Origin of the sequence: Maribacter aquimaris, from assembly GCF_014596745.1 — a bacterium.
GTDB classification, from domain to species: domain Bacteria; phylum Bacteroidota; class Bacteroidia; order Flavobacteriales; family Flavobacteriaceae; genus Maribacter_A; species Maribacter_A aquimaris.
This window is the reverse complement of the sequence record NZ_JABTCF010000013.1, coordinates 134970-155209: the sequence shown is the minus strand read 5'-3', so window position 1 is coordinate 155209 and position 20240 is coordinate 134970. Positions and strand designations below refer to the sequence as shown.

At 42.2% G+C, this 20240-nt stretch carries 13 protein-coding genes; 5 read left to right on the top strand and 8 right to left on the bottom strand.

Annotation, left to right across the window (positions count from 1 at the left end):
- The first annotated feature begins 133 nt into the window (after positions 1-133).
- Positions 134-736, top strand: a complete 603-nt coding sequence (locus HPE56_RS17680) for a 30S ribosomal protein S16 (RefSeq protein WP_188245081.1) — start codon at positions 134-136, stop codon at positions 734-736.
- 15 nt (positions 737-751) lie between these two features.
- Positions 752-1279, top strand: a complete 528-nt coding sequence (gene rimM / locus HPE56_RS17675; RefSeq protein ID WP_188245080.1) for a ribosome maturation factor RimM — start codon at positions 752-754, stop codon at positions 1277-1279.
- 35 nt (positions 1280-1314) lie between these two features.
- Here the strand turns inward: rimM and HPE56_RS17670 are convergent, their stop codons facing one another.
- A complete protein-coding gene (locus tag HPE56_RS17670; RefSeq protein WP_188245079.1) occupies positions 1315-2355 on the bottom strand; it encodes a sugar phosphate isomerase/epimerase family protein in 1041 nt (346 codons plus the stop codon).
- Between the two features lie 56 nt (positions 2356-2411).
- Here HPE56_RS17670 and HPE56_RS17665 point away from each other — a divergent pair, with 56 nt between their 5' ends.
- From HPE56_RS17665 to HPE56_RS17655, 3 genes are read left to right on the top strand one after another with little or no spacing between them, the layout of a single operon-like run.
- A complete protein-coding gene (locus tag HPE56_RS17665; RefSeq protein ID WP_188245078.1) occupies positions 2412-3887 on the top strand; it encodes a sulfatase-like hydrolase/transferase in 1476 nt (491 codons plus the stop codon).
- Positions 3802-4809, top strand: coding sequence for a tRNA1(Val) (adenine(37)-N6)-methyltransferase (locus HPE56_RS17660; protein ID WP_317173226.1), 1008 nt, complete (start codon positions 3802-3804; stop codon positions 4807-4809). The genes HPE56_RS17665 and HPE56_RS17660 overlap by 86 nt, the downstream gene beginning before the upstream one ends.
- 57 nt (positions 4810-4866) lie before the next feature.
- Positions 4867-6042, top strand: coding sequence for an acyl-CoA dehydrogenase family protein (locus tag HPE56_RS17655; RefSeq protein ID WP_188245077.1), 1176 nt, complete (start codon positions 4867-4869; stop codon positions 6040-6042).
- A gap of 347 nt (positions 6043-6389) precedes the next feature.
- On the opposite strand, the gene HPE56_RS17650 is transcribed toward HPE56_RS17655, so the two are convergent.
- The 7 genes from HPE56_RS17650 to HPE56_RS17620 all read right to left on the bottom strand — a co-directional run bounded on the left by HPE56_RS17650 (position 6390) and on the right by HPE56_RS17620 (position 20233).
- A complete protein-coding gene (locus HPE56_RS17650) occupies positions 6390-8306 on the bottom strand; it encodes a DUF5018 domain-containing protein (protein ID WP_188245076.1) in 1917 nt (638 codons plus the stop codon).
- 452 nt (positions 8307-8758) lie between these two features.
- The gene (locus HPE56_RS17645) at positions 8759-10672 is read right to left on the bottom strand and encodes a DUF5018 domain-containing protein (protein ID WP_188245075.1); all 1914 of its coding nucleotides are present in this window, start codon (positions 10670-10672) and stop codon (positions 8759-8761) included.
- Positions 10673-11023: 351 nt separating this feature from the next.
- The gene (locus tag HPE56_RS17640) at positions 11024-13330 is read right to left on the bottom strand and encodes an FdhF/YdeP family oxidoreductase (RefSeq protein WP_188245074.1); all 2307 of its coding nucleotides are present in this window, start codon (positions 13328-13330) and stop codon (positions 11024-11026) included.
- Positions 13331-13369: 39 nt separating this feature from the next.
- Entirely contained in the window at positions 13370-13738 is a 369-nt protein-coding gene (locus HPE56_RS17635; protein ID WP_188245073.1) for a DUF7009 family protein, read from the bottom strand.
- A 155-nt stretch (positions 13739-13893) separates the two neighbouring features.
- The gene (locus HPE56_RS17630; protein ID WP_188245072.1) at positions 13894-15516 is read right to left on the bottom strand and encodes a glycoside hydrolase family 43 protein; all 1623 of its coding nucleotides are present in this window, start codon (positions 15514-15516) and stop codon (positions 13894-13896) included.
- A gap of 134 nt (positions 15517-15650) precedes the next feature.
- Positions 15651-19103 carry a methylmalonyl-CoA mutase family protein gene (locus HPE56_RS17625; protein ID WP_188245071.1) on the bottom strand — a complete coding sequence of 1151 codons (3453 nt, stop codon included), beginning with the start codon at positions 19101-19103 and terminating at the stop codon, positions 15651-15653.
- Between the two features lie 245 nt (positions 19104-19348).
- A complete protein-coding gene (locus HPE56_RS17620) occupies positions 19349-20233 on the bottom strand; it encodes a hypothetical protein (RefSeq protein WP_188245070.1) in 885 nt (294 codons plus the stop codon).
- Between the last annotated feature and the right edge of the window lie 7 nt (positions 20234-20240).

Here is a 20240-nt window from a genome sequence, read left to right as displayed (position 1 = left end):
ACCTTAAGTGTACAATTAACCAAAAAACCTATTGCACATTTAAAGAATTGAAGTATATTTGCAGCCCTTTTAAGGGGACAAATAAAAGAGAATTAATAACCGAGGGTCGGGCACCCTACAAAATTAATGTGATATGCCAGTTAAAATTAGATTACAGAGACACGGAAAAAAAGGAAAACCTTTTTATTGGATCGTAGCCGCGGACGCCCGTGCAAAAAGAGATGGTAAATTCTTGGAGAAATTGGGAATTTACAATCCAAATACCAACCCAGCAACCATCGAAATCAATGTTGACAATTCGGTACAATGGTTGAACAACGGGGCACAACCTACTGATACGGCAAGAGCCATTCTTTCATACAAAGGTATTTTATTGAAACACCATTTATTAGGTGGTGTTCGTAAAGGAGCATTGACCGAGGAGCAAGCTGAAGAAAAATTCAAAGCTTGGTTGGCCGAAAAAGAACAATCCGTAGCATCCAAAGTAAGTGGCTTAGACCAAGTTAAAGCAGATACCAGGGCCAAAGCATTGGCTGCTGAAAAAGAAATAAACGAAAAACGGGCTGCAGATGCTGCCGCTGCCGCATTGCCAGAAACCCCTGAAGGGGAAGAGGCTGAAGCAGAGATAGAAGCTACCGCTGAAGTAGTAGAGGAAACTGCAGTTGAAGCTCCTGCTACCGAGGAAGCACCAGCTGCTGAGGAAGCCGCTCCTGAGGAAACAAAGGAAAAAGAGTAAACAACACAGGAAACGATGGACAAGTCTTCTTGTTTTTACCTAGGTAAAATCGTTTCAAAATATAGTTTCAAAGGGGAGGTACTTGTAAAACTCGATACCGATGAACCTGAGATTTACGAAAATATGGAATCAGTATTTGTTTCACTGGGAAACAATCTGGTTCCATTTTTTATTGACAAATGCCGTCTTCATAAAAGCAGTCTCTTACGTGTCGACTTTGAGGAGGTCAAAACCGAAAATGATGCCGACCGTATCATGGGTTGCGAACTTTACTTACCCCTTTCCTTTCTCCCTAAACTAAGTGGGGACAAATTCTATTTCCACGAAGTCATCGGATTCAACCTTATCGATAGCATCCATGGTGATATTGGTATCATCGAAAGCATCAACGACACCACCTCACAAGCCTTGTTTGAGGTCAAAAAAGAAGAAAAGGAGTTATTGATCCCTATCAATGACCAGATTATTACCAAAGTGGATCGGGAGAACAAAACCATCCATGTCACAACCCCTGAAGGCTTGGTAGACCTGTATCTGGAATAACCCAACAAAATTCCGAAAATGGAAGCGGATACCCCCTATTTCAGGGCCTGCTTACAATAGGCCAAACACTTCTGAACCTCCGTTACAGCATCTGAACCTTCCGGAATCCCGTATTCCAACTCAATCGTAGCCGGAAAAGCATACTTGTTATCCCGCATCAATTGAAGTGCCTCAATGATTGGCGTATCCCCTGAACCCCACACCAAATTACCCTTACCATGGGCAACGGTCTGACGGTCTTTGATATGCATACTCTTGATACGCTCATGTTTATCCTTAATGATTTGAAGGGGGTTTTTATTTCCTGCAGCGACATAATGCCCAAAATCCAAGTTCATGGCGTTGTATGGTGATTGCCCCAATGCAGTATCCCATAAGGTAGGGGTCTGCTGCTCATGGCCATGGTACCCTACATAAACACCATGTTTTTTGGCCATATTACCCAATCGCAGGGTATGGGCATCATCACTTGGATGTTCCACAGTAACGTGGCTTGCCCCTAAAACTTTTGCCGTTTTCATACCCCAGGCAATCTCAGCATCCGAATTGCCTTTTTTAAAAGCACTGGGTTTAAAGGCGTAGATGGTTACGCCAGCGTCGTTATACATCTTTCGCAGTTTCGCAAAGGCATCCATAGGTACTTTAGCCCTCCAAGCTGCCACTTGCTTATTATAGGAATCCGTTTGAGCCTGTAATTCAGCCATTTCCTTTTCTTGGTCCCCTGTCAACTTCCCTTCCCGTTTTGTCCTCCAAAGACGAGAGAAAGCCTTCCGATCCACAGGGTTCTCCGGTTTACCTGCAAAGGCTTCGGCAGGATCTCCCATGAGTTCAACAGCACTGACACCACTGTCCAAAACATACTTCAAGGTAGCCTCCGCACTTTGATCTTCCATGCTTCGGAAAGAGTAGGTAATCACCCCTATCTGCACCCCATTGATCTTGGAGTTTGGTTTGTTGTAATACTTCAATATCGAAGGAGCCCCAAAAAGGGACGGGCCTATCAAAGTAGAGCCTGCGGCCAACGTCAAGCCATTTGCCAAAAATCTTCTTCTACCCGGTTTTACTTTGTGTTTCATGGAATCTAATTATTTCATAAAATTAACTAATTTCATGTTCACTAACAAGATTTCTTATGACCTTCCTAAATATTACCATTGACGAAAGATCCAAAGTAAAATATGTTCTGGTCTACTTTTTAGTAGTATTCGGTCTTTCTTGTAAAGAAAAACAAAAACACCTACCCGAAAAACCAATCAGTCAGCCCAATGTTGTCCTCATTTTGACGGATGATCAGGGTTATCAGGATGTGGGCATATTCGGATCCCCCAATATAGAAACCCCACATTTGGACCAAATGGCTTCCGAAGGGATGAAATTGACGAACTACTATGCGGCCCAAGCCGTGTGTTCCGCTTCGCGCGCCGGCTTATTAACCGGTTGCTACCCCAACCGCATTGGAATCCATAATGCCTTAGGACCCGATAACACCCATGGTATCAACAGTTCAGAGACCACTATAGCCGAAATGCTGAAGGCCCAGGGGTACAAAACCGCCATTTTCGGAAAATGGCATTTGGGACATTATCCTGAATTTATGCCGAATCGCCATGGTTTTGATGAATATTTCGGTATCCCCTACTCCAATGACATGTGGCCCAAGCACCCACAACAAGGTCCTATCTTTAATTTTCCAGACCTACCCCTTTACGAAAACGAAACCGTCATAGATACCTTGAACGAACAATCACAATTGACCACACAGATTACAGAACGCAGTGTTGATTTCATCAATAAGAACAAGGATAATCCTTTCTTTTTATATGTACCGCATCCACAACCCCATGTACCCTTATTCGTTTCGGATAAGTTCAAGGGAAAATCGAAAAGAGGGTTGTATGGTGATGTAATCATGGAAATTGATTGGTCTGTTGGGCAAATCCTTGAGGCCCTAAAAAAGAACGGACTTGAAGACAACACCATTGTTATTTTTACCTCGGACAATGGCCCATGGCTGTCCTATGGCAACCATGCGGGAAGTGCCTTGCCCTATCGGGAGGGCAAAGGAACAGCTTGGGAAGGTGGGCAACGTGAACCCTTTATCATTAAATATCCAGATAAATTACAAGCGGGGAAAATTGTAGACGTTCCTGTGATGGCTATTGACCTACTGCCTACCTTAGCAGCCCTTACCGATTCGGAGCTCCCTGAATTGACCATAGACGGCAAAAATGTCTGGAATGTCATTTCAAGTCAAACTACCGAAAGCCCCCAAAAGGCGTATTTCTTTTATTATCGTGTCAATGAGCTTTTTGGCGTCCAGTACGGAAAATGGAAATTGTATTTTCCACACCGCTATCGCACCATGGAAGGACAAGAACCCGGAAAGGATGGACTTCCCGGCGATTATCGGATGGTCGACTTGGAAGAAATCGAATTGTACGATGTGAAAAACGACGTCAGTGAGATCCAAAATGTTGCTGATGAACATCCTGAGATCGTTGCCGAGATAAAATTACTTGCCAATGACATGCGCCATAGGTTGGGCGATTCCCTCTTGGAACTGGAAGGTACCGAGACACGGGAACCTGGCCGTATTGTACAAAAATAGTTTTGTCATTCCTTTGAAGGCAGGAATCCTTTTACAAAAATCCATCGTTCTGTCATTCCTGCGAAGGCAGGAATCAGGTAAAGAACAACACTATAACACGATGTTTTGTTCAGAAAAAAAAGACCCCTACAAAGACAGGAATATCAAAACACCCTATTTTTACCCTGAACAAACAGCAATACCCAATATGACCAAACCCTTCAAGTTCAAACAATTCGAAATACATCAAGATCGCTGTGCCATGAAAATCGGAACGGACGGTGTTCTTTTAGGGGCATGGACCGAAATTGACAACAACACGTATAACATTTTGGATATTGGCTCTGGTACAGGAATTATAGCATTAATGTTAGCGCAACGTAGCGCAGCGGACAACATAGAAGCTATAGAATTGGATGGTGATGCTTTTGAGCAATGCACGGAGAATTTTGAAAATTCACCATGGGGTGACCGCTTATTTTGTTTTCATGCTGGTTTTGACGAATTTGTAGATGAATACACGGAAGTAGAACCCGATGAATCCGAACTTTACGACCTCATCGTATCCAATCCACCTTTCTATAAAGAAGATGTTACTAGCGGGGATTCCGCTAGGGACGCCGCAAGACAAAATACATCCTTACCCTTTGATGAATTGGTAGAAGGTGTTTCAAAACTATTGACCAAGGAGGGTTCCTTCTCGACGATTATCCCTTTTAAGGAAGAAAGCCGATTTATTGCCCTGGCCGCCCAAAATGGACTTCACCCTTCACGAATTACCCGTGTAAAGGGCACGCAGACGGCTGACACAAAAAGAAGTTTATTGCAATTTTCATTTATCGAACATGAAATTGATGAAAACGAACTTATTATTGAGGCGGAAAGACACCAATATACCAATGATTATACTGCCTTGACCCAAGCATTTTATTTAAATATGTAACATTGAGCCTTTGATATGTTATATTTCTTTATCTATATTTGATTAAAATCCATCGCTATGAAGCCTGACCTATTTGAATCTCCCGATTATTACAATTTAGATGATCTATTGTCCGAAGAACATCTGTTGGTACGCGATGCTGCCCGCCAATGGGTCAAACGGGACATTTCACCCATCATTGAAGAGTATGCCCAAAAAGCGGAATTTCCTAAACATATTTTAGGGGGATTGGCCGAAATCGGGGCCTTTGGACCTTATATTCCAGAAGAATATGGGGGCGCTGGATTAGACCAGATAAGTTACGGACTCATAATGCAAGAGATTGAACGTGGGGATAGCGGGGTACGCTCTACAGCCTCTGTACAATCGTCACTGGTTATGTATCCTATTTTCCAATATGGGACTGAGGAACAACGCAAAAAATATTTACCCAAGTTGGCTTCTGGGGAATTTATGGGCTGCTTTGGCCTTACCGAACCCAACCATGGTTCAAATCCGTCGGGTATGGAAACCAAGTTCAAGGATATGGGCGACCATTTTCTTTTGAACGGAGCAAAACTCTGGATCTCGAATTCCCCCTTTGCGGATATTGCCGTTGTATGGGCAAAAAATGAGGAAGGTCGTATTCATGGACTAATCGTTGAACGTGGCATGGAAGGCTTCTCTACCCCGGAAACCCATGGCAAATGGTCGTTACGGGCATCGGCCACTGGGGAATTGATTTTCGACAATGTAAAAGTTCCTAAAGAAAATTTGTTGCCGGGCAAAAATGGCCTTGGTGCTCCTTTAGGTTGCCTGGATTCTGCCCGATATGGTATAGCTTGGGGTGCCATTGGGGCCGCTATGGATTGTTACGATACGGCACTGCGGTATGCCAAGGAACGAATCCAATTCGGGAAACCCATTGCAGCCAAACAACTACAACAGAAAAAATTGGCCGAAATGATCACCGAGATCACCAAAGCCCAATTGTTGGCCTTTCGATTGGGACAATTAAAGAATGAAGGCCGCGCTACTACGGCACAAATCTCCATGGCCAAACGCAACAACGTGGACATGGCATTAAAAATAGCCAGAGAAGCAAGACAGGTATTAGGTGCCATGGGTATTACCGGCGACTACAGTATTATGCGACATATGATGAACCTCGAAAGTGTTATTACCTATGAAGGAACGCACGACATTCACCTATTGATCACAGGAGCAGATATTACGGGAATACCCGCCTTTTAGCAAAAAGACATCGTTCCTACGTTTTAAAGATTATCCGTTATTGACGGTCCTCGGTGTTTCCTAAAGCAACTTGTCTTGAGCATTCAAAACAAAATCTAAGGCAAACACCACAACTTTTGTGTACTTCACATCATTTCTTTTCATCGCCGGATCCTGTAGTATACTTTTACTATGTAATAAAAACGAAATAAAAAATTTTCATTTTCATATAGTGTTCTCGTAAAAGAGTCCGGTCTTCATTGATCGGACTCTTTTTAGTTATAACAATACCCCACTTACAAAAAAATGCCCTTGATAAATACATTGATTTACCCAGGGCATTAGTACTTCTTTGGATAGCTCTTTTATTAGTCCTCCAATTGCATGGTGAAATAGATTTTATACTCAATACCATTATCCTCGACAACAACATAACCATCGCGATCATTCACAGTTAGGTCATAATCCTCATTTGACAAAGATCCTGTCAAAACTGTGGTAGGATAAGTTAAATAATTCTCTACCAATACCGCCTCATTTTTACCTGTAACGATGCGCTTTACATTGTAGTTTTCAATATTCCCATTAAAGGTCAAAAGCATCTGTTTCGGCGTTAAGCCATTACTATCGCTATAAAGCTTTGACTCGGCAACCTCCAATGTTGGATGCTCTGACGGCAGCTGTGTCAAGGTGATACTATAACCGATATATTCTAGAGGATACACCGTATAGTTACTGGAATAGGCTACATTATAAGTGCCTGTAGGCATATACGATCGAGTGGAAAGATCAACGATAAGGTTTCCGTTAGCATCTACCTCCTCACTATATACATAATAATAGTTGTTCATACCATCATTAAGCAATACATTACTTCTTGTCCTTAAAAAAGATGAGTTGGTATAACCAATAACGGGTCCATTGAACAGGTTCTCGCCCAATATCTTAAAAGTCCCATCTTTACGAACCGTATCAACACTTAATGAATTGACCACCGGCTCCTTGGCGAAAACAACCTCTATCTTATTTCCTTCACTATTGGTTAAATCAAATAGTTCCTCTCCATCCGCATTACGTATCACTAACTTATAATCGGTGCCTTCCGCAGGTAACACATCTGGAAGCTCGGGCATCTCGACCCGTACACCCGACGTAATGGAAACGTTATAGTCATCCTTCTTGATCAATTCATAATAGATACCATCCTTTAAAAGGAAAAACTGATGATCGTCCACCGCGTCATCTTTGATATAAACGTACAAATCTAAATAATGTCCCGGCCAAATCGCTTTTTCAACAGGTATTGGATTACCATCGTTATAAGGGGTTACTACCCTTGTAAAATTCGATTTTCCTTTTAATAACCTAAACCCATCAGATTCATCGGTATTGTCACTAGCAATCGACACTTCCAAAGCAAATCTATTATTCGTATAATCCTCGGGCAAGGTTGCCGTTATTTCCTTGGTTTCTTCATTAATGCCCTTAACTTCAAGGTCGAAGGATTCCAACTCACTGAACAACCGTACCTGAATACTATCACGATATGGCGTTAACTCATTCACCTCGAAGGTAATATCCCCACCTAAAGGAACATCGGCAAATTCACTATCGACAAAGCCGTCTATTTTCAATGCTTTAAGGGGCCAATTCTTGGCCAAAACAAAAATCTCGTTTGATGTTCCATCGACTCCTGTTACGGTATATTTGACAGGAGAGGAATAATCACTTATTCCAGCTGGATCAGGCTCTAAAGTAGCTCCTTCGGAAACCTCCATCTGCGCTTGTAAATCAGTTATATCAGCATAAGTGAACGTATAATACAAGGTATCAATATCCGCAGGATTTTGATTGTATATTCCACTGCTATAAGACCCAGAAACATCAAATGAAACCCATTTAATCTCGTTTTCGGAATCATATTTGTCCAAAACAGCCATATATTCTTTTTTGGAATCATCTTCAGCCGTTACCGTATATTTAACCGGATCGGTAAAATCCACAACTTCTTCCGAGGCAGGTTCTATACCCGCTTTTTCAGAATAGGTTATTACGGGTGCCAATCCTGTTAGATCCGCAGTCGATGGAAACGTGTAAAAGATACTATCATTCCTAATAATGGCAGTATAAACCTCCGAGTCAAGACTAACTTTAAATGAGATAATTTCTTTGGCATCACTCAAAATCTCCTCTTCTGGAATTTCGGGGGATTCATTAGATTCATTTTTTGAACATCCTATAAACAGTAATGTCAAAAGAAAAAGGGCTAGGGGATTTTTAAACATAATTTTGTTGATTTTATTGAATGGAAATAACGGAATAAAACCACAATCATTGCCCCTGTATTTTATAGGCTATCCAATTTTTTTAACCGAAAGGGAAAACACTGAGTCGCAACTTTCCGATTTTTACCAACCAACAAATGTTTAACAAAAGTGGAAAGTCACCCAGTAAAAGATAGTTACCCTCTGAAAAACAAAGAAATAGATATACACCACAACTTTTGTGTACTTCACATCATTTCTTTTCATCGCCGGATCCTGTAGTATACTTTTACTATGTAATAAAAACGAAATAAAAAATTTTCATTTTCATATAGTGTTCTCGTAAAAGAGTCCGGTCTTCATTGATCGGACTCTTTTTAGTTTGGAAAACATTCAAAAATAGTATCCATTAAAAATGCCCCAAATCAATACATATATTGAATTGGGGCATTCTAAACACATTTAGACCTGCTCTAGAATTCCATTTGCAATGTGAAATAAATCCTATAATCTACGCCGTTATCCTCTACAACGACATAACCATCCCGGTCACGCCAAGTAAGATCGTATGCATCATCGGTCAAGGCCCCTGTAAGAACCGTTGTCGGGTAGAAAAAATAATTCTCGATGACAACAGCTTCTTCCCTGCCTGTTACAATACTTTTAATGTTATAATTATCAATATTCTCATTAAAGGTCAAAAGAATCTGTTTCGGTAAGCTTCCATGGTTTTTACCATATAATTTAGCATTTGACACCTCTAAGCTAGGATGCTCTGATGGTGGTTGTGTTACCGTTACCGTTAGACCCGTCTCAACTTCCGAAAACAACTTCACATTACTTGAGAAAAATATCCCATACGAACCGGAAGGCATATAAGATCGCGAGGACAGATCAATAACGAGGTTTCCGTTAGCATCCACAGTGTCACTATATACATAATAACTGCTTCCTTGCGCATCACTAAGTCTTATTCTACTCCTATCACCCAAAATCGATGAATTGGTATACCCAATAATCGGCCCTACAGATAAATTCTCACCAATAATCTTAAAAGTCCCATCCTTTTGCACGGTATAGGTACTTAATGAATTCACCTCCGGCGCTTGAGCCAAAACTACATTGATTTTATTGCCCTCACTATTGGTTAAATCAAAAGTTTCTTCCCCTTCAACATTACGTATCACTAGTTTGTAATCGGTACCACCTTCAGGCAATATATCCGGAAGATCAGGCATTTCGACCCTAACCCCAGTTGTTATAAAATTATTAAAGGTTTGCTTCACTGCCATTGCGTAATAAATGCCATCTTTTAGGAGGAAAAATTCATGATCATCAACGGCATCATCCTTTAAATACACAAAAATGTCTAAATAATGCCCTGGCCAAACGGCTGTTTCAATGGGTATCGGGTTTCCGTTATTGTACGGGGTCATTACTTCTGTAAAGTTCAATTTTCCGTTGAGTAGCCTAAATCCGTCAGATTCATCCGTATTATCACTTGCTATCGAAACTTCCAATGCAAATCTATTATTTGTATAGGATTCGGGTAGGGTCGCCGTTATTTCCTTGGTCTCTTCATTGATACTCTTGATTTCGAGATCAAAGGATTCCAGTTCACTGAACAATCGTACTTGAATGCTATCTTGATAGGGCGTTAGTTCGTTCACTTCAAATGTAATATCACCTCCTGAAGCAACTTCATCAAATTCATTATAGACAAATCCGTCTATTTTCAATTGTTTCAAAGTCCAGTTCCTTGCCCATATTAAAACCTCGTCCGTCGTCCCATCGGCCCCGGTTACCGTAAACTTTACCGGAGAAGAATAATCGCTTATTCCAGCAGGATCAGGCTCAATCGTAGCCCCCTCCGAAACTTCAATCTCCGCTTGTAAATCAGTTATATCCGCATAGGTGAACGTATAATACAGGGTATCTATATCTGCAGGATTTTGGGCGTATATTCCCCTGCTATAGGAACCGGAAACCTCAAACGAAACCCATTTGATCTCCTTTTCGGAATCATAGGTATCCAAAACGGCCATATATTCCTTTTTGGATTCATCCTCGGCCGTCACCGTGTATTTAACCGGATTGGTAAAATCAACAGTTTCCCCGGACGCGGGATCAATTTCGGCTTTCTCAGAAAAAGTGATTACAGGTGCCAATGCCGTTAAATCGGTAGTAGCTGGGAATGTGTACAAAACACTGTCATTCCTTATTATGCCCGTATATTCCTCACTGCCAAGTGTAATCTTAAACGATGATATTTCCTTGGCTTCGCTTAGGATTTCCTCAGGAATAATCGTAGGATTTGTGGATTCACTTTTGGAACATCCTATGAACAACATCGTCATTAGAACAAAAGTTAGGGGATTTTTGAGCATAATTTGATTGTTTATTGATTTTGTTAAACGCCATAAAACGATAATCATTGCCGCTGCACGATAATACTTCTTCCTTTTTTTGCCTTAAAAGAGAACCCATAGCTACACCTATTCGGTTTTCCCTATTGAACGAAGGTGAATTCCTGTGAAAAGGAATCCTAAAAAAGATGATAATCCATTAAAAAACATAAAAACAGGTGTTCACCACAAGATTTGCTTGCTACGCATCAATTCTTTTTTCTAAAGGGAAGGGCTGGGTACATTTACTATGTAATAAAAACGAAATAAATTTTTTTCATTTTCATATAGTGTTCTCGTAAAAGAGTCTGGTCTTCATTGATCGGACTCTTTTTAGTTGGTGTCAGACCTTGTCAACCTCACCACGATCGATTTACTAATGGGTGTCTTGCTCTTATCCGCAAAATGATTGTACGGTACCAGGACATTGGTTTCAGGAAAATAAGCCCCGAGATTCCCTTCGGGAATATTATAGGGAACAACTAAAAATTTATGGGCTGTCCTTTGGGTGTTATCGTATAGACTATGAATGTCGACGACGTCCAGTTTTTGCCATCCCTGCCGTCCCATATCCCTTTCATTCATAAACAAGACCCTTCTTTCATTATAAACACCCCTATACCGATCATCCAAACCATAAATCGTCGTATTGAACTGGTCATGGGAGCGAATGGTCATCAATAGAAATTCATCTTTTGCAAGTACATGCTCGGGCAACACGTTCCTGGTCAACTGGGCCTTACCATTGGGCAACATACTAAAATCACGTTCCCGCACATTATTCGGCAAATAATAGCCCGATCCCTTTAAATTTTCCAAAGAACTATCAAACCCTTTTACCACCTTATCGATATACGCCCGGATCAAATCGTAATCCTCACCCAAGGCCTTCCAATCCAAAGGATGTCCATCCTTAAAAAAGGTGTCGGCCATTTCTGCGATAATATCGGGCTCACTTTTTATATTTTCTGAAGCCGGTTGTAACAATCCCTTGGATTGCCGTACCCGTCCCATACTATTCTCTATGGTTATATAACGTTGTTTGCCGTTTTTCATGTCTTTTTCCGACCGACCGAAAGTAGGTAAGATCAATGCTGTTTTACCTGTTACCAAATGCGAACGATTGAGTTTTGTACTGATCTGCACTGTGAGTTCACATTTTTGCATGGCCTTGGCCGTATATTCCGTATCACTGGCCGCCATAAGAAAATTTCCCCCAAGGCAAACGAATACTTTTCCATCCCCATCATGCATCGCCTTCATAGCCCCAACGACATCATAGCCTTCTTTATCGGGTGGGACAAAACCCAAATGCTTTTCGATTTTTTTATTTAGGCCCTTGTTTACATAATGCATAATACCCACACTCCGATCCCCTTGTACATTGCTATGTCCACGTACCGGGCAAGTACCCGCAAAGGGTTTTCCTATGGCTCCTTTAAGCAATAATAAATTTACATATTCCTGAATGGTGGCTACCCCATTTTTGTGTTGGGTAAGCCCCATGGCCCAACATACCACGATCTTTGATTTGGATGACAGCAGTTGAACGGCTTCATTTATTTTATCTTCGGCCACCCCAGACAATTCGATAAGCTTCCCAAGATCATACTGCTGAAGGTCTTTCTTCAACATTTCATAACCGTCCACGGAATCTTCGATAAAATCATGGTCGAACACCAAACCATTGGAGGCATCAAGATCGTCCAGTTTTTTGATAATGGCCTTTATTAAGGGAATATCCTGATTGATCTTCACTTGCAAATGTAGATCTGTAAGATTTTCTCCGCCACCCACCATACCTTTTACACTTTGTGGATTCTTGAAATTGACAAGACCGGATTCCAACAACGGATTGACACTGATGATTTTACCCCCATTCTCCTTGCATTTTTCCAAAGCGGAAAGCATACGGGGATGATTGGTACCGGGATTCTGTCCAGCCACAATGATGACTTCGGCCCCATGAAGATCTTCCAGTTTTACAGAACCTTTACCAATACCCAAAGTTTGCGATAAGGCCACGCCACTACTTTCGTGGCACATGTTGGAGCAATCAGGCATATTATTGGTACCAAAAGCCCTTGCGAACATTCCATATAAAAAAGCCGCCTCGTTACTTGAACGACCCGAAGTATAAAAAATAGCCTCATCCGGGGAAGACAATTTGTGTAATTGGGATGCAATAAGCGCAAAGGCATCTTCCCATGGAATAGGTTCATAATGCACCTTTCCAGGTCGTAAGACCAAAGGTTCTATAAGTCTACCCAATTTATTCAATTCAAAATCGGAATGGTCTGAAAGTTCTTCAACGGAATGTTGCTTAAAAAAATCCCTACCGACATATTGGGTCGTGGCCTCATCAGCCAACGCCTTGGCTCCATTTTCACAGAATTCCCCAATTTTTGAAGGTTTATCAGGATCCGGCCAAGCACAACTGGGACACTCGAATCCATCGTTTTGGTTCATTTTCGATAAAGCCTTGAAGGTACGTATGGCACCCATCTCCTTTAATGTATGGGCTAAAGCAGCCTTTACCCCAGGGATTCCGGCAGCATAATCCGCAGGTGCCGTTAATTTAATATTGGTAAAGGTTTTGGATCCATAAAGGGATACTTTCCTATAAAATTCGTCATCCATGTCCTAAATGTAATCAAACTATGGCTAACGACTCTACGATCAGCATTGACCTGCTTTGGGATTGGGATATTTATCGATCTGGTCTTCGTGGGTGTTATCCAAACAAGCAAAATCTTTCTCGAGCAACAGAAAAAACGTACTACCATCAGGAAGTTCCTCCCGATGGTCCAATCCCACTATATTATTGTCATTCCAATCTTTTGCAAAGCTTTTGGGCACATAAAGGGTAATGGCATTGCCAGTGAAATCTACCTGCAAATTTTCAATCTGTTTTTGTCTTACCCCGTAATTAAAGGTTGTGGATTTAAACTGGGTAGCTTCCGCTATAGCACCTTCCTTGCAGAATTTTTCCACTTCGGTGGGTGTTAACCGAAAACGAACAGAATTTTGTTTGATCCGTATTTTCATCGCTTTAATTATTGGCCTATTCAAATATAAGTAATAAGTACATTATTCTACCGCCCAATCAGAGCAAAACTTTCCTGCCCAAAATCATTGACCGAAATAGAACCATCAAGGAAATAAAATACGGTCCCATACCTTAGCAAGTAATGGAAATACGCTTAATGCCCTTCATATTCAAACCAATCATAAGTAGCATGTTCCTTGCTCTTTTTGCCATTTCCCGTGGCATACAATCCAACATAGACCCCTGTAAACCAACCAACGACCTCTGAACCCAAAAATTTGGCATCTACGGTTTCCACATCCTTAAAAACACCATTTTCTTGGGCATAGGAAAAGGTAAAAGAAGTCCTTTCCCCCGTAACCCTTAATTGAACGGGACCAGGTTTCAATTCAATGGCTTCCGAAGTATAGGTTGTGGAACCAAATTGCAGCTTCACCACCAAAAGCCTTTTTCCATTTTTCCGATGTACCAAAAGATCAAAATGGGAACCATTGTTGAGGAGGATCATTCCCGCTTCCTCGTTTTCCTTTTTAGGATCAAATTCCATTAGGGTAGTCGCCGTAAAATGTAGGTGTTGCAACCTTCGCCCTACAAAAGTTGGAGAGCCATGATCCCCAATGACCCCATCGGAACCTTTTAGGTGTAAAACGCCTTTCGCAGCATCGAGTTGGTAATTGCTTTCTTCGGGAAGCTGAATGTAATTCCATTCGAGTCCTAACTTTGGCGTATCAAATTCAACCTTGCCGGATTTTTTGGAAAAAGGTTTCAACGGCAGGGTCGGCACGGTCATATTTACGTTCACTGTACCGTTTCCGTTTACGACCGGCCAACCATTTTTGGGCCAATCGACGGGAGCCAAACAAGTTTCCCTCCCCAATATATGGTGTACCCCTCCTGACACATCGGCTATATTCCTATAGCCGTGAAACACCATCCATCGCGACCCATCATGGGCATTGATCATATCGGCATGCCCAACGCCCTGAATCGGGTTTCCCTGTCCTGCGGCATTCGCGTGGGCCAATATAGGGTTTGCCGGATTGTCGGTATAAGGACCCCAAACGCTATGGCTACGGGCAATGGTTTCGGAATGGGCTTCTTCGGTGCCCCCTTCGGCCCCCATCAAATAATAAAATCCATCCTTCTTATAAAGATGTGGGCCTTCGGCATATCGCCCTCCAGTGCCATTCCATACTTTTCGACCCTCGGTCAACAATTTCCCTGTGGCCAAATCGATTTCATAAAGTATGAATGGGGATGATATCACATACGCTTTACCATCATCATCAAAAAATAGATCGGGATCAATACCTGGAACATCAACATAAATGGGATCGGACCATGGTCCGGCCGGGTTGGATGCCGTAACATAGAAGTTACCGCCATTGGCGACATTCGTAGTAATCATATAGAAAGTGCCCTTATGGTGTCGAAGTGTAGCTGCAAAAATATTGATACCGTGGGGTAATTGCTCCCTGCGATGGATACAATGCCCTATCTGCTCCCAATTCACCAAATCCTTACTATGGAAGACAGGCACTCCCGGAAAGTATTCAAAAGTACTGGTAACCAAATAATAGTCTTCCCCCACCCTGCAAACACTCGGATCGGAATAAAATCCCGGAATAACGGGGTTGGTATAGGTCACGGGTTCATTAGGATCTGGCAAGGCGGCAAAAGGATTCGCCCGCTTTGGACTTTGGGAGCCTTCAATGGCGTCTTGTGCACAAACGGGAAAATTCAACACTATCAACAAAAAAACAAGCAATACTCTCATAGGGTTCGGAATTTACTATTTAAAGTAATTAAAATCATTTACGACCCTTAAAATTAGTGCTTAATCCTAAAAAGCATCAATCATATTTTATCGTTGTAAAACTGTTTTTCTAACCGTTTCCACGAACATTCCTTTTACATATTCCTGCGATATTGCCCCCCTACCTCGAACAATGCCGAAGTAATCTGACCCAAGGAACAGACTTTGGTAACCTCCATCAACATTTCAAAAAGGTTTTCATTATGAATGGCCGCTTTTTGCAGGCTTTTGATGAGTCCTTCTACCTGCTCCGCATTCGACTTATGAAGGTTTTCCTTGGTCCGGATCTGAAACTGCTTTTCCTCCTCGGTAGCACGAATCACCTCTGCCGGCATAATGGTTGGGGACCCTTTGGAGCTCAAAAAGGTATTTACCCCAATAATGGGATATTCCCCAGAGTGTTTCAACGTCTCATAGTGTAGACTCTCTTCCTGTATTTTGTTTCGTTGGTACATGGTTTCCATAGCCCCTAGGACACCACCACGATCTGTGATGCGGTCAAACTCCAACAACACCGCCTCTTCGACCAAATCGGTCAATTCCTCAATAATAAAGGCCCCTTGAATGGGGTTTTCGTTCTTCGCCAATCCCAGTTCCTTATTGATGATCAACTGAATGGCCATTGCCCTACGAACCGATTCCTCAGTTGGTGTGGTTATGGCCTCATCATAGGCGTTGGTATGCAAGGAATTGCAATTGTCATAAATGGCATATAAGGCTTGCAGGGTCGTTCGTATATCGTTGAAATCGATTTCCTGCGCATGTAAACTCCGTCCCGAGGTCTGTATGTGGTACTTAAGCATCTGGGCCCGTTCATTGGCCCCGTATTTTTCTTTCATGGCCTTTGCCCAAATTTTACGGGCCACACGACCAATTACCGCATATTCGGGATCAATACCATTACTGAAGAAGAAGGATAGGTTAGGTCCAAATTCGTTGATATCCATACCTCGGCTCAAATAGTACTCCACGTACGTAAAACCATTCGAAAGCGTAAATGCCAATTGCGATATGGGGTTGGCACCTGCTTCCGCAATATGATACCCCGAAATGGATACCGAATAAAAATTACGCACCTTCTCCTTAATAAAATACTCTTGTACATCGCCCATTAACCGCAGTGCGAACTCCGTTGAGAAAATACAGGTATTCTGTGCCTGATCCTCCTTTAAAATATCGGCTTGTACGGTTCCCCGGACTTGGGAGAGTGTCCTTGTCTTAATCCCTATATAGATTTCCTGCGGTAGCACTTGGTCCCCTGTCACACCCAATAACAATAATCCTAAACCGTTATGTCCTTCTGGCAACGCACCATTATAATGCGGTTGCTCTAGGCCTTTTTCCTGATATATCGATTCTATCTTTTTTCGAACCTCTTTTTCGAGGCCGTTTTCCTTGATATACAACTCACATTGTTGATCTATGGCCGCATTCATAAAGAACCCCAACAACATAGGGGCGGGACCGTTGATCGTCATACTCACCGAGGTCATGGCATCTACGAGGTCAAAGCCGGAATACAGTTTTTTCGCATCGTCCAAACAGCAGACTGACACCCCTGCATTACCTATTTTCCCGTAGATATCAGGACGATGGTCGGGGTCGTTACCGTATAGGGTTACACTGTCGAATGCGGTTGAAAGTCTTTTGGCGGGCAGCCCCATACTCACATAATGAAAGCGTCGATTGGTACGTTCAGGACCTCCCTCTCCGGCAAACATACGGGTGGGATCTTCCCCAGTTCTTTTAAAGGGATATAAGCCCGAGGTAAATGGGAATTCACCAGGTACATTTTCTTGCAACATCCACCGCAAAAGGTCACCCCATGCCTGGTATTTTGGCAAAGCTACCTTGGGAATATCGTTGAACGATAGTGTTTGGGTGTGCGTTGCTATCTTTATTTCCTTACCCCTTACTTTAAAAGAATATATAGGATCCTTATATTTTCCCACCTTTTCGTCCCATTGCAACAACATCTCCCAATAGTATGGATCGAGGTCCATTTTAGCACGGTCGAATTCTTTGAACAACAACACGAGAAGCTGTTGTTTTTCTTTATCATCGAGAACTTGTTCCAGTATGGCTTCCTGTTTTAATCCCGACTTGTTTAAATAGGATTTCCCCCTATCATCAGAAAGCCCTACAACAGCACAAATTGTTTTAAAGATGCCATAAAGTTGCTGCGCAATCTGCACTTGCACATTCACCTTTTCATCATAAGACCGATTGCTTTCTGCAATTTCTGAAAGATAACGGGTACGGGCCGGCGGAATCACATAGATCTTCTCGGATCGTTCCTTGGAAATAGCCAAGCTGGATTTTAGGTCCGCCTCGGTCTTTTCAACCAGTCGGTCCATTATAGCCCTATAAAGGGTATTCATTCCCGGGTCGTTGAATTGTGATGCTATGGTACCAAAAACAGGTAAATCCTCTTGATTTGCATGCCACAGGTTGTGGTTGCGCATGTATTGCTTCTTTACATCACGTAAGGCATCAAGGGCGCCGCGTTTGTCGAATTTATTGATGGCCACTAGGTCGGCAAAATCGAGCATGTCAATTTTCTCGAGTTGGGTAGCGGCCCCAAATTCGGGAGTCATCACATAAAGCGACACATCGCAATGTTCTATTATCTCGGTATCGGATTGTCCAATTCCCGAGGTTTCAAGAATAATCAGGTCATAATGGGCTGCCTTTAAAATATCGACAGCCTCTTGTATATGTTTTGAGAGCGCCAAATTACTTTGACGGGTCGCCAAACTGCGCATATACACCCTAGGATTATTAATAGCATTCATCCGTATCCTATCGCCGAGCAAGGCCCCTCCCGTTTTTCGTTTGGAAGGGTCTACCGATACAATACCAACGGTCTTTTCGGGAAAATCGATCAAGAAACGACGTACCAATTCATCGACCAGGGAGGATTTTCCGGCACCGCCAGTACCCGTAATACCCAATACGGGTATCTCTGATACCTTATTTATTTCCCGAATGGCCTCTAAATTATCCTTTGCCACTTGCGGAAAATTTTCAGCAGCGGAAATCATTCTTGCAATGGCCTTGTGCTCTTTCCCTTCAATACGTTGAAGTTCATCGGTAAGATGGTCCCCAATGGGGAAATCGGACTTTTTAACCAGATCATTGATCATCCCCTGAAGACCCATGGCACGGCCATCATCCGGCGAGTATACCCGTGTAATCCCATAATCCATTAAAGCCTTTATTTCCTCAGGAAGAATTACACCACCCCCGCCACAAAAGATCCTGATGTGGTCTGCCCCTCTTTCCTGCAACAGATCAAACATGTACGTAAAATACTCGTTATGTCCGCCTTGATAGGAAGTCATGGCAATGGCATTGGCATCTTCCTGTATGGCCGTATTCACAACCTCATCAACGCTTCGGTCATGGCCGAGGTGAATAACCTCAACCCCAGTGGCCTGAATAATACGACGCATGATATTAATGGACGCATCGTGTCCATCAAAAAGGGAGGCTGCCGTAATAATGCGAACTTTATTCTTAGGAATATATGGAGTTATTTGTTTCATCTGTAATTAATACCCTTTTTAAGAGATGTAATTTACGGAATATTCAATAAAAAGGAGAAATAATTTGGAATGATTCAAAAATACAAGATTAAGCTATGTCAGCTGCCTTATTAGGACCTTATTGGTGAACGGACAAAACAACAACCAAGTGATCTTACATTCCCTACTTTCTTGGGTCAACCCCAATTTCCATAGCCTCCAATCCTCGTATGTTTTTCCGGACAGCATTAGGTTTGTACGGATTTTCAGTTTATCCTGAAAACGGAATAATTCCTTGACCATTTAGTGGTTTCTCCCGGTTGAATTGTAATAGGGTAAAACAATTCCGGGGAAACGACATGTTTCCAACCCCAAAGATTTATTTTGTTCGTTTTAAAATTACCCCTCTCACAGATGCCAATCTTATGTTCATATTGATATAATTCCCAAGTAGCATTCACATCCTCCCCTCCCGAAAGATTACTGAAAAAGAATTGGTCGTTGGGCGTACCCCTAAAGCCAATTTCGTTTGGCCCAATGATAACCTGTTGCTCGGTATTCAAAGTTTCACCAAACCGCTCAGGTTGTAACGGAAAAGGAAATCCCAATTTATAATCCCTCCCCATCGATTTGTTATTTATGGCCATGAAATTGTGTACATATTCATCGGTGCGAATTGTCCTTTGTCCAACATTATGCAGGGTATAATCGATTACAAAACCACTTTCGACAATGGTAATTTTTTTATTTAGCACATAGGCATAGCCGTTAACCATTTCCGAGGTACAACTGATTGTAATATCAATGGGGGTAGTACTGACTTCGAACAGGGCCGGTTGCGTTTGATAGGCTTTATGGAATAGATACTCCTGATTCTCTTTTTTCAATAAGCCCACCCCGATTTTATGAAACCAACCTCCTATTTCGGTATCTTCAAAACCCAAGGCGGAATCTATACCGAATTCATTGTACAACCCCTTCCCCAAATGCGTCCTATCTTCGTAATCCGTCCTTTCCACAGTAGTGATCGGGCAACCCTCGAATTTGACCCTGGTGATTTTTCCTGACCAGTCGAATCGCGCACCGGCATAGCCCTCTTCCGGAAAGTCAAAATGAATCTCTAGGTTGTTGTTTTTTAGTATATGCGGCATAGAATAA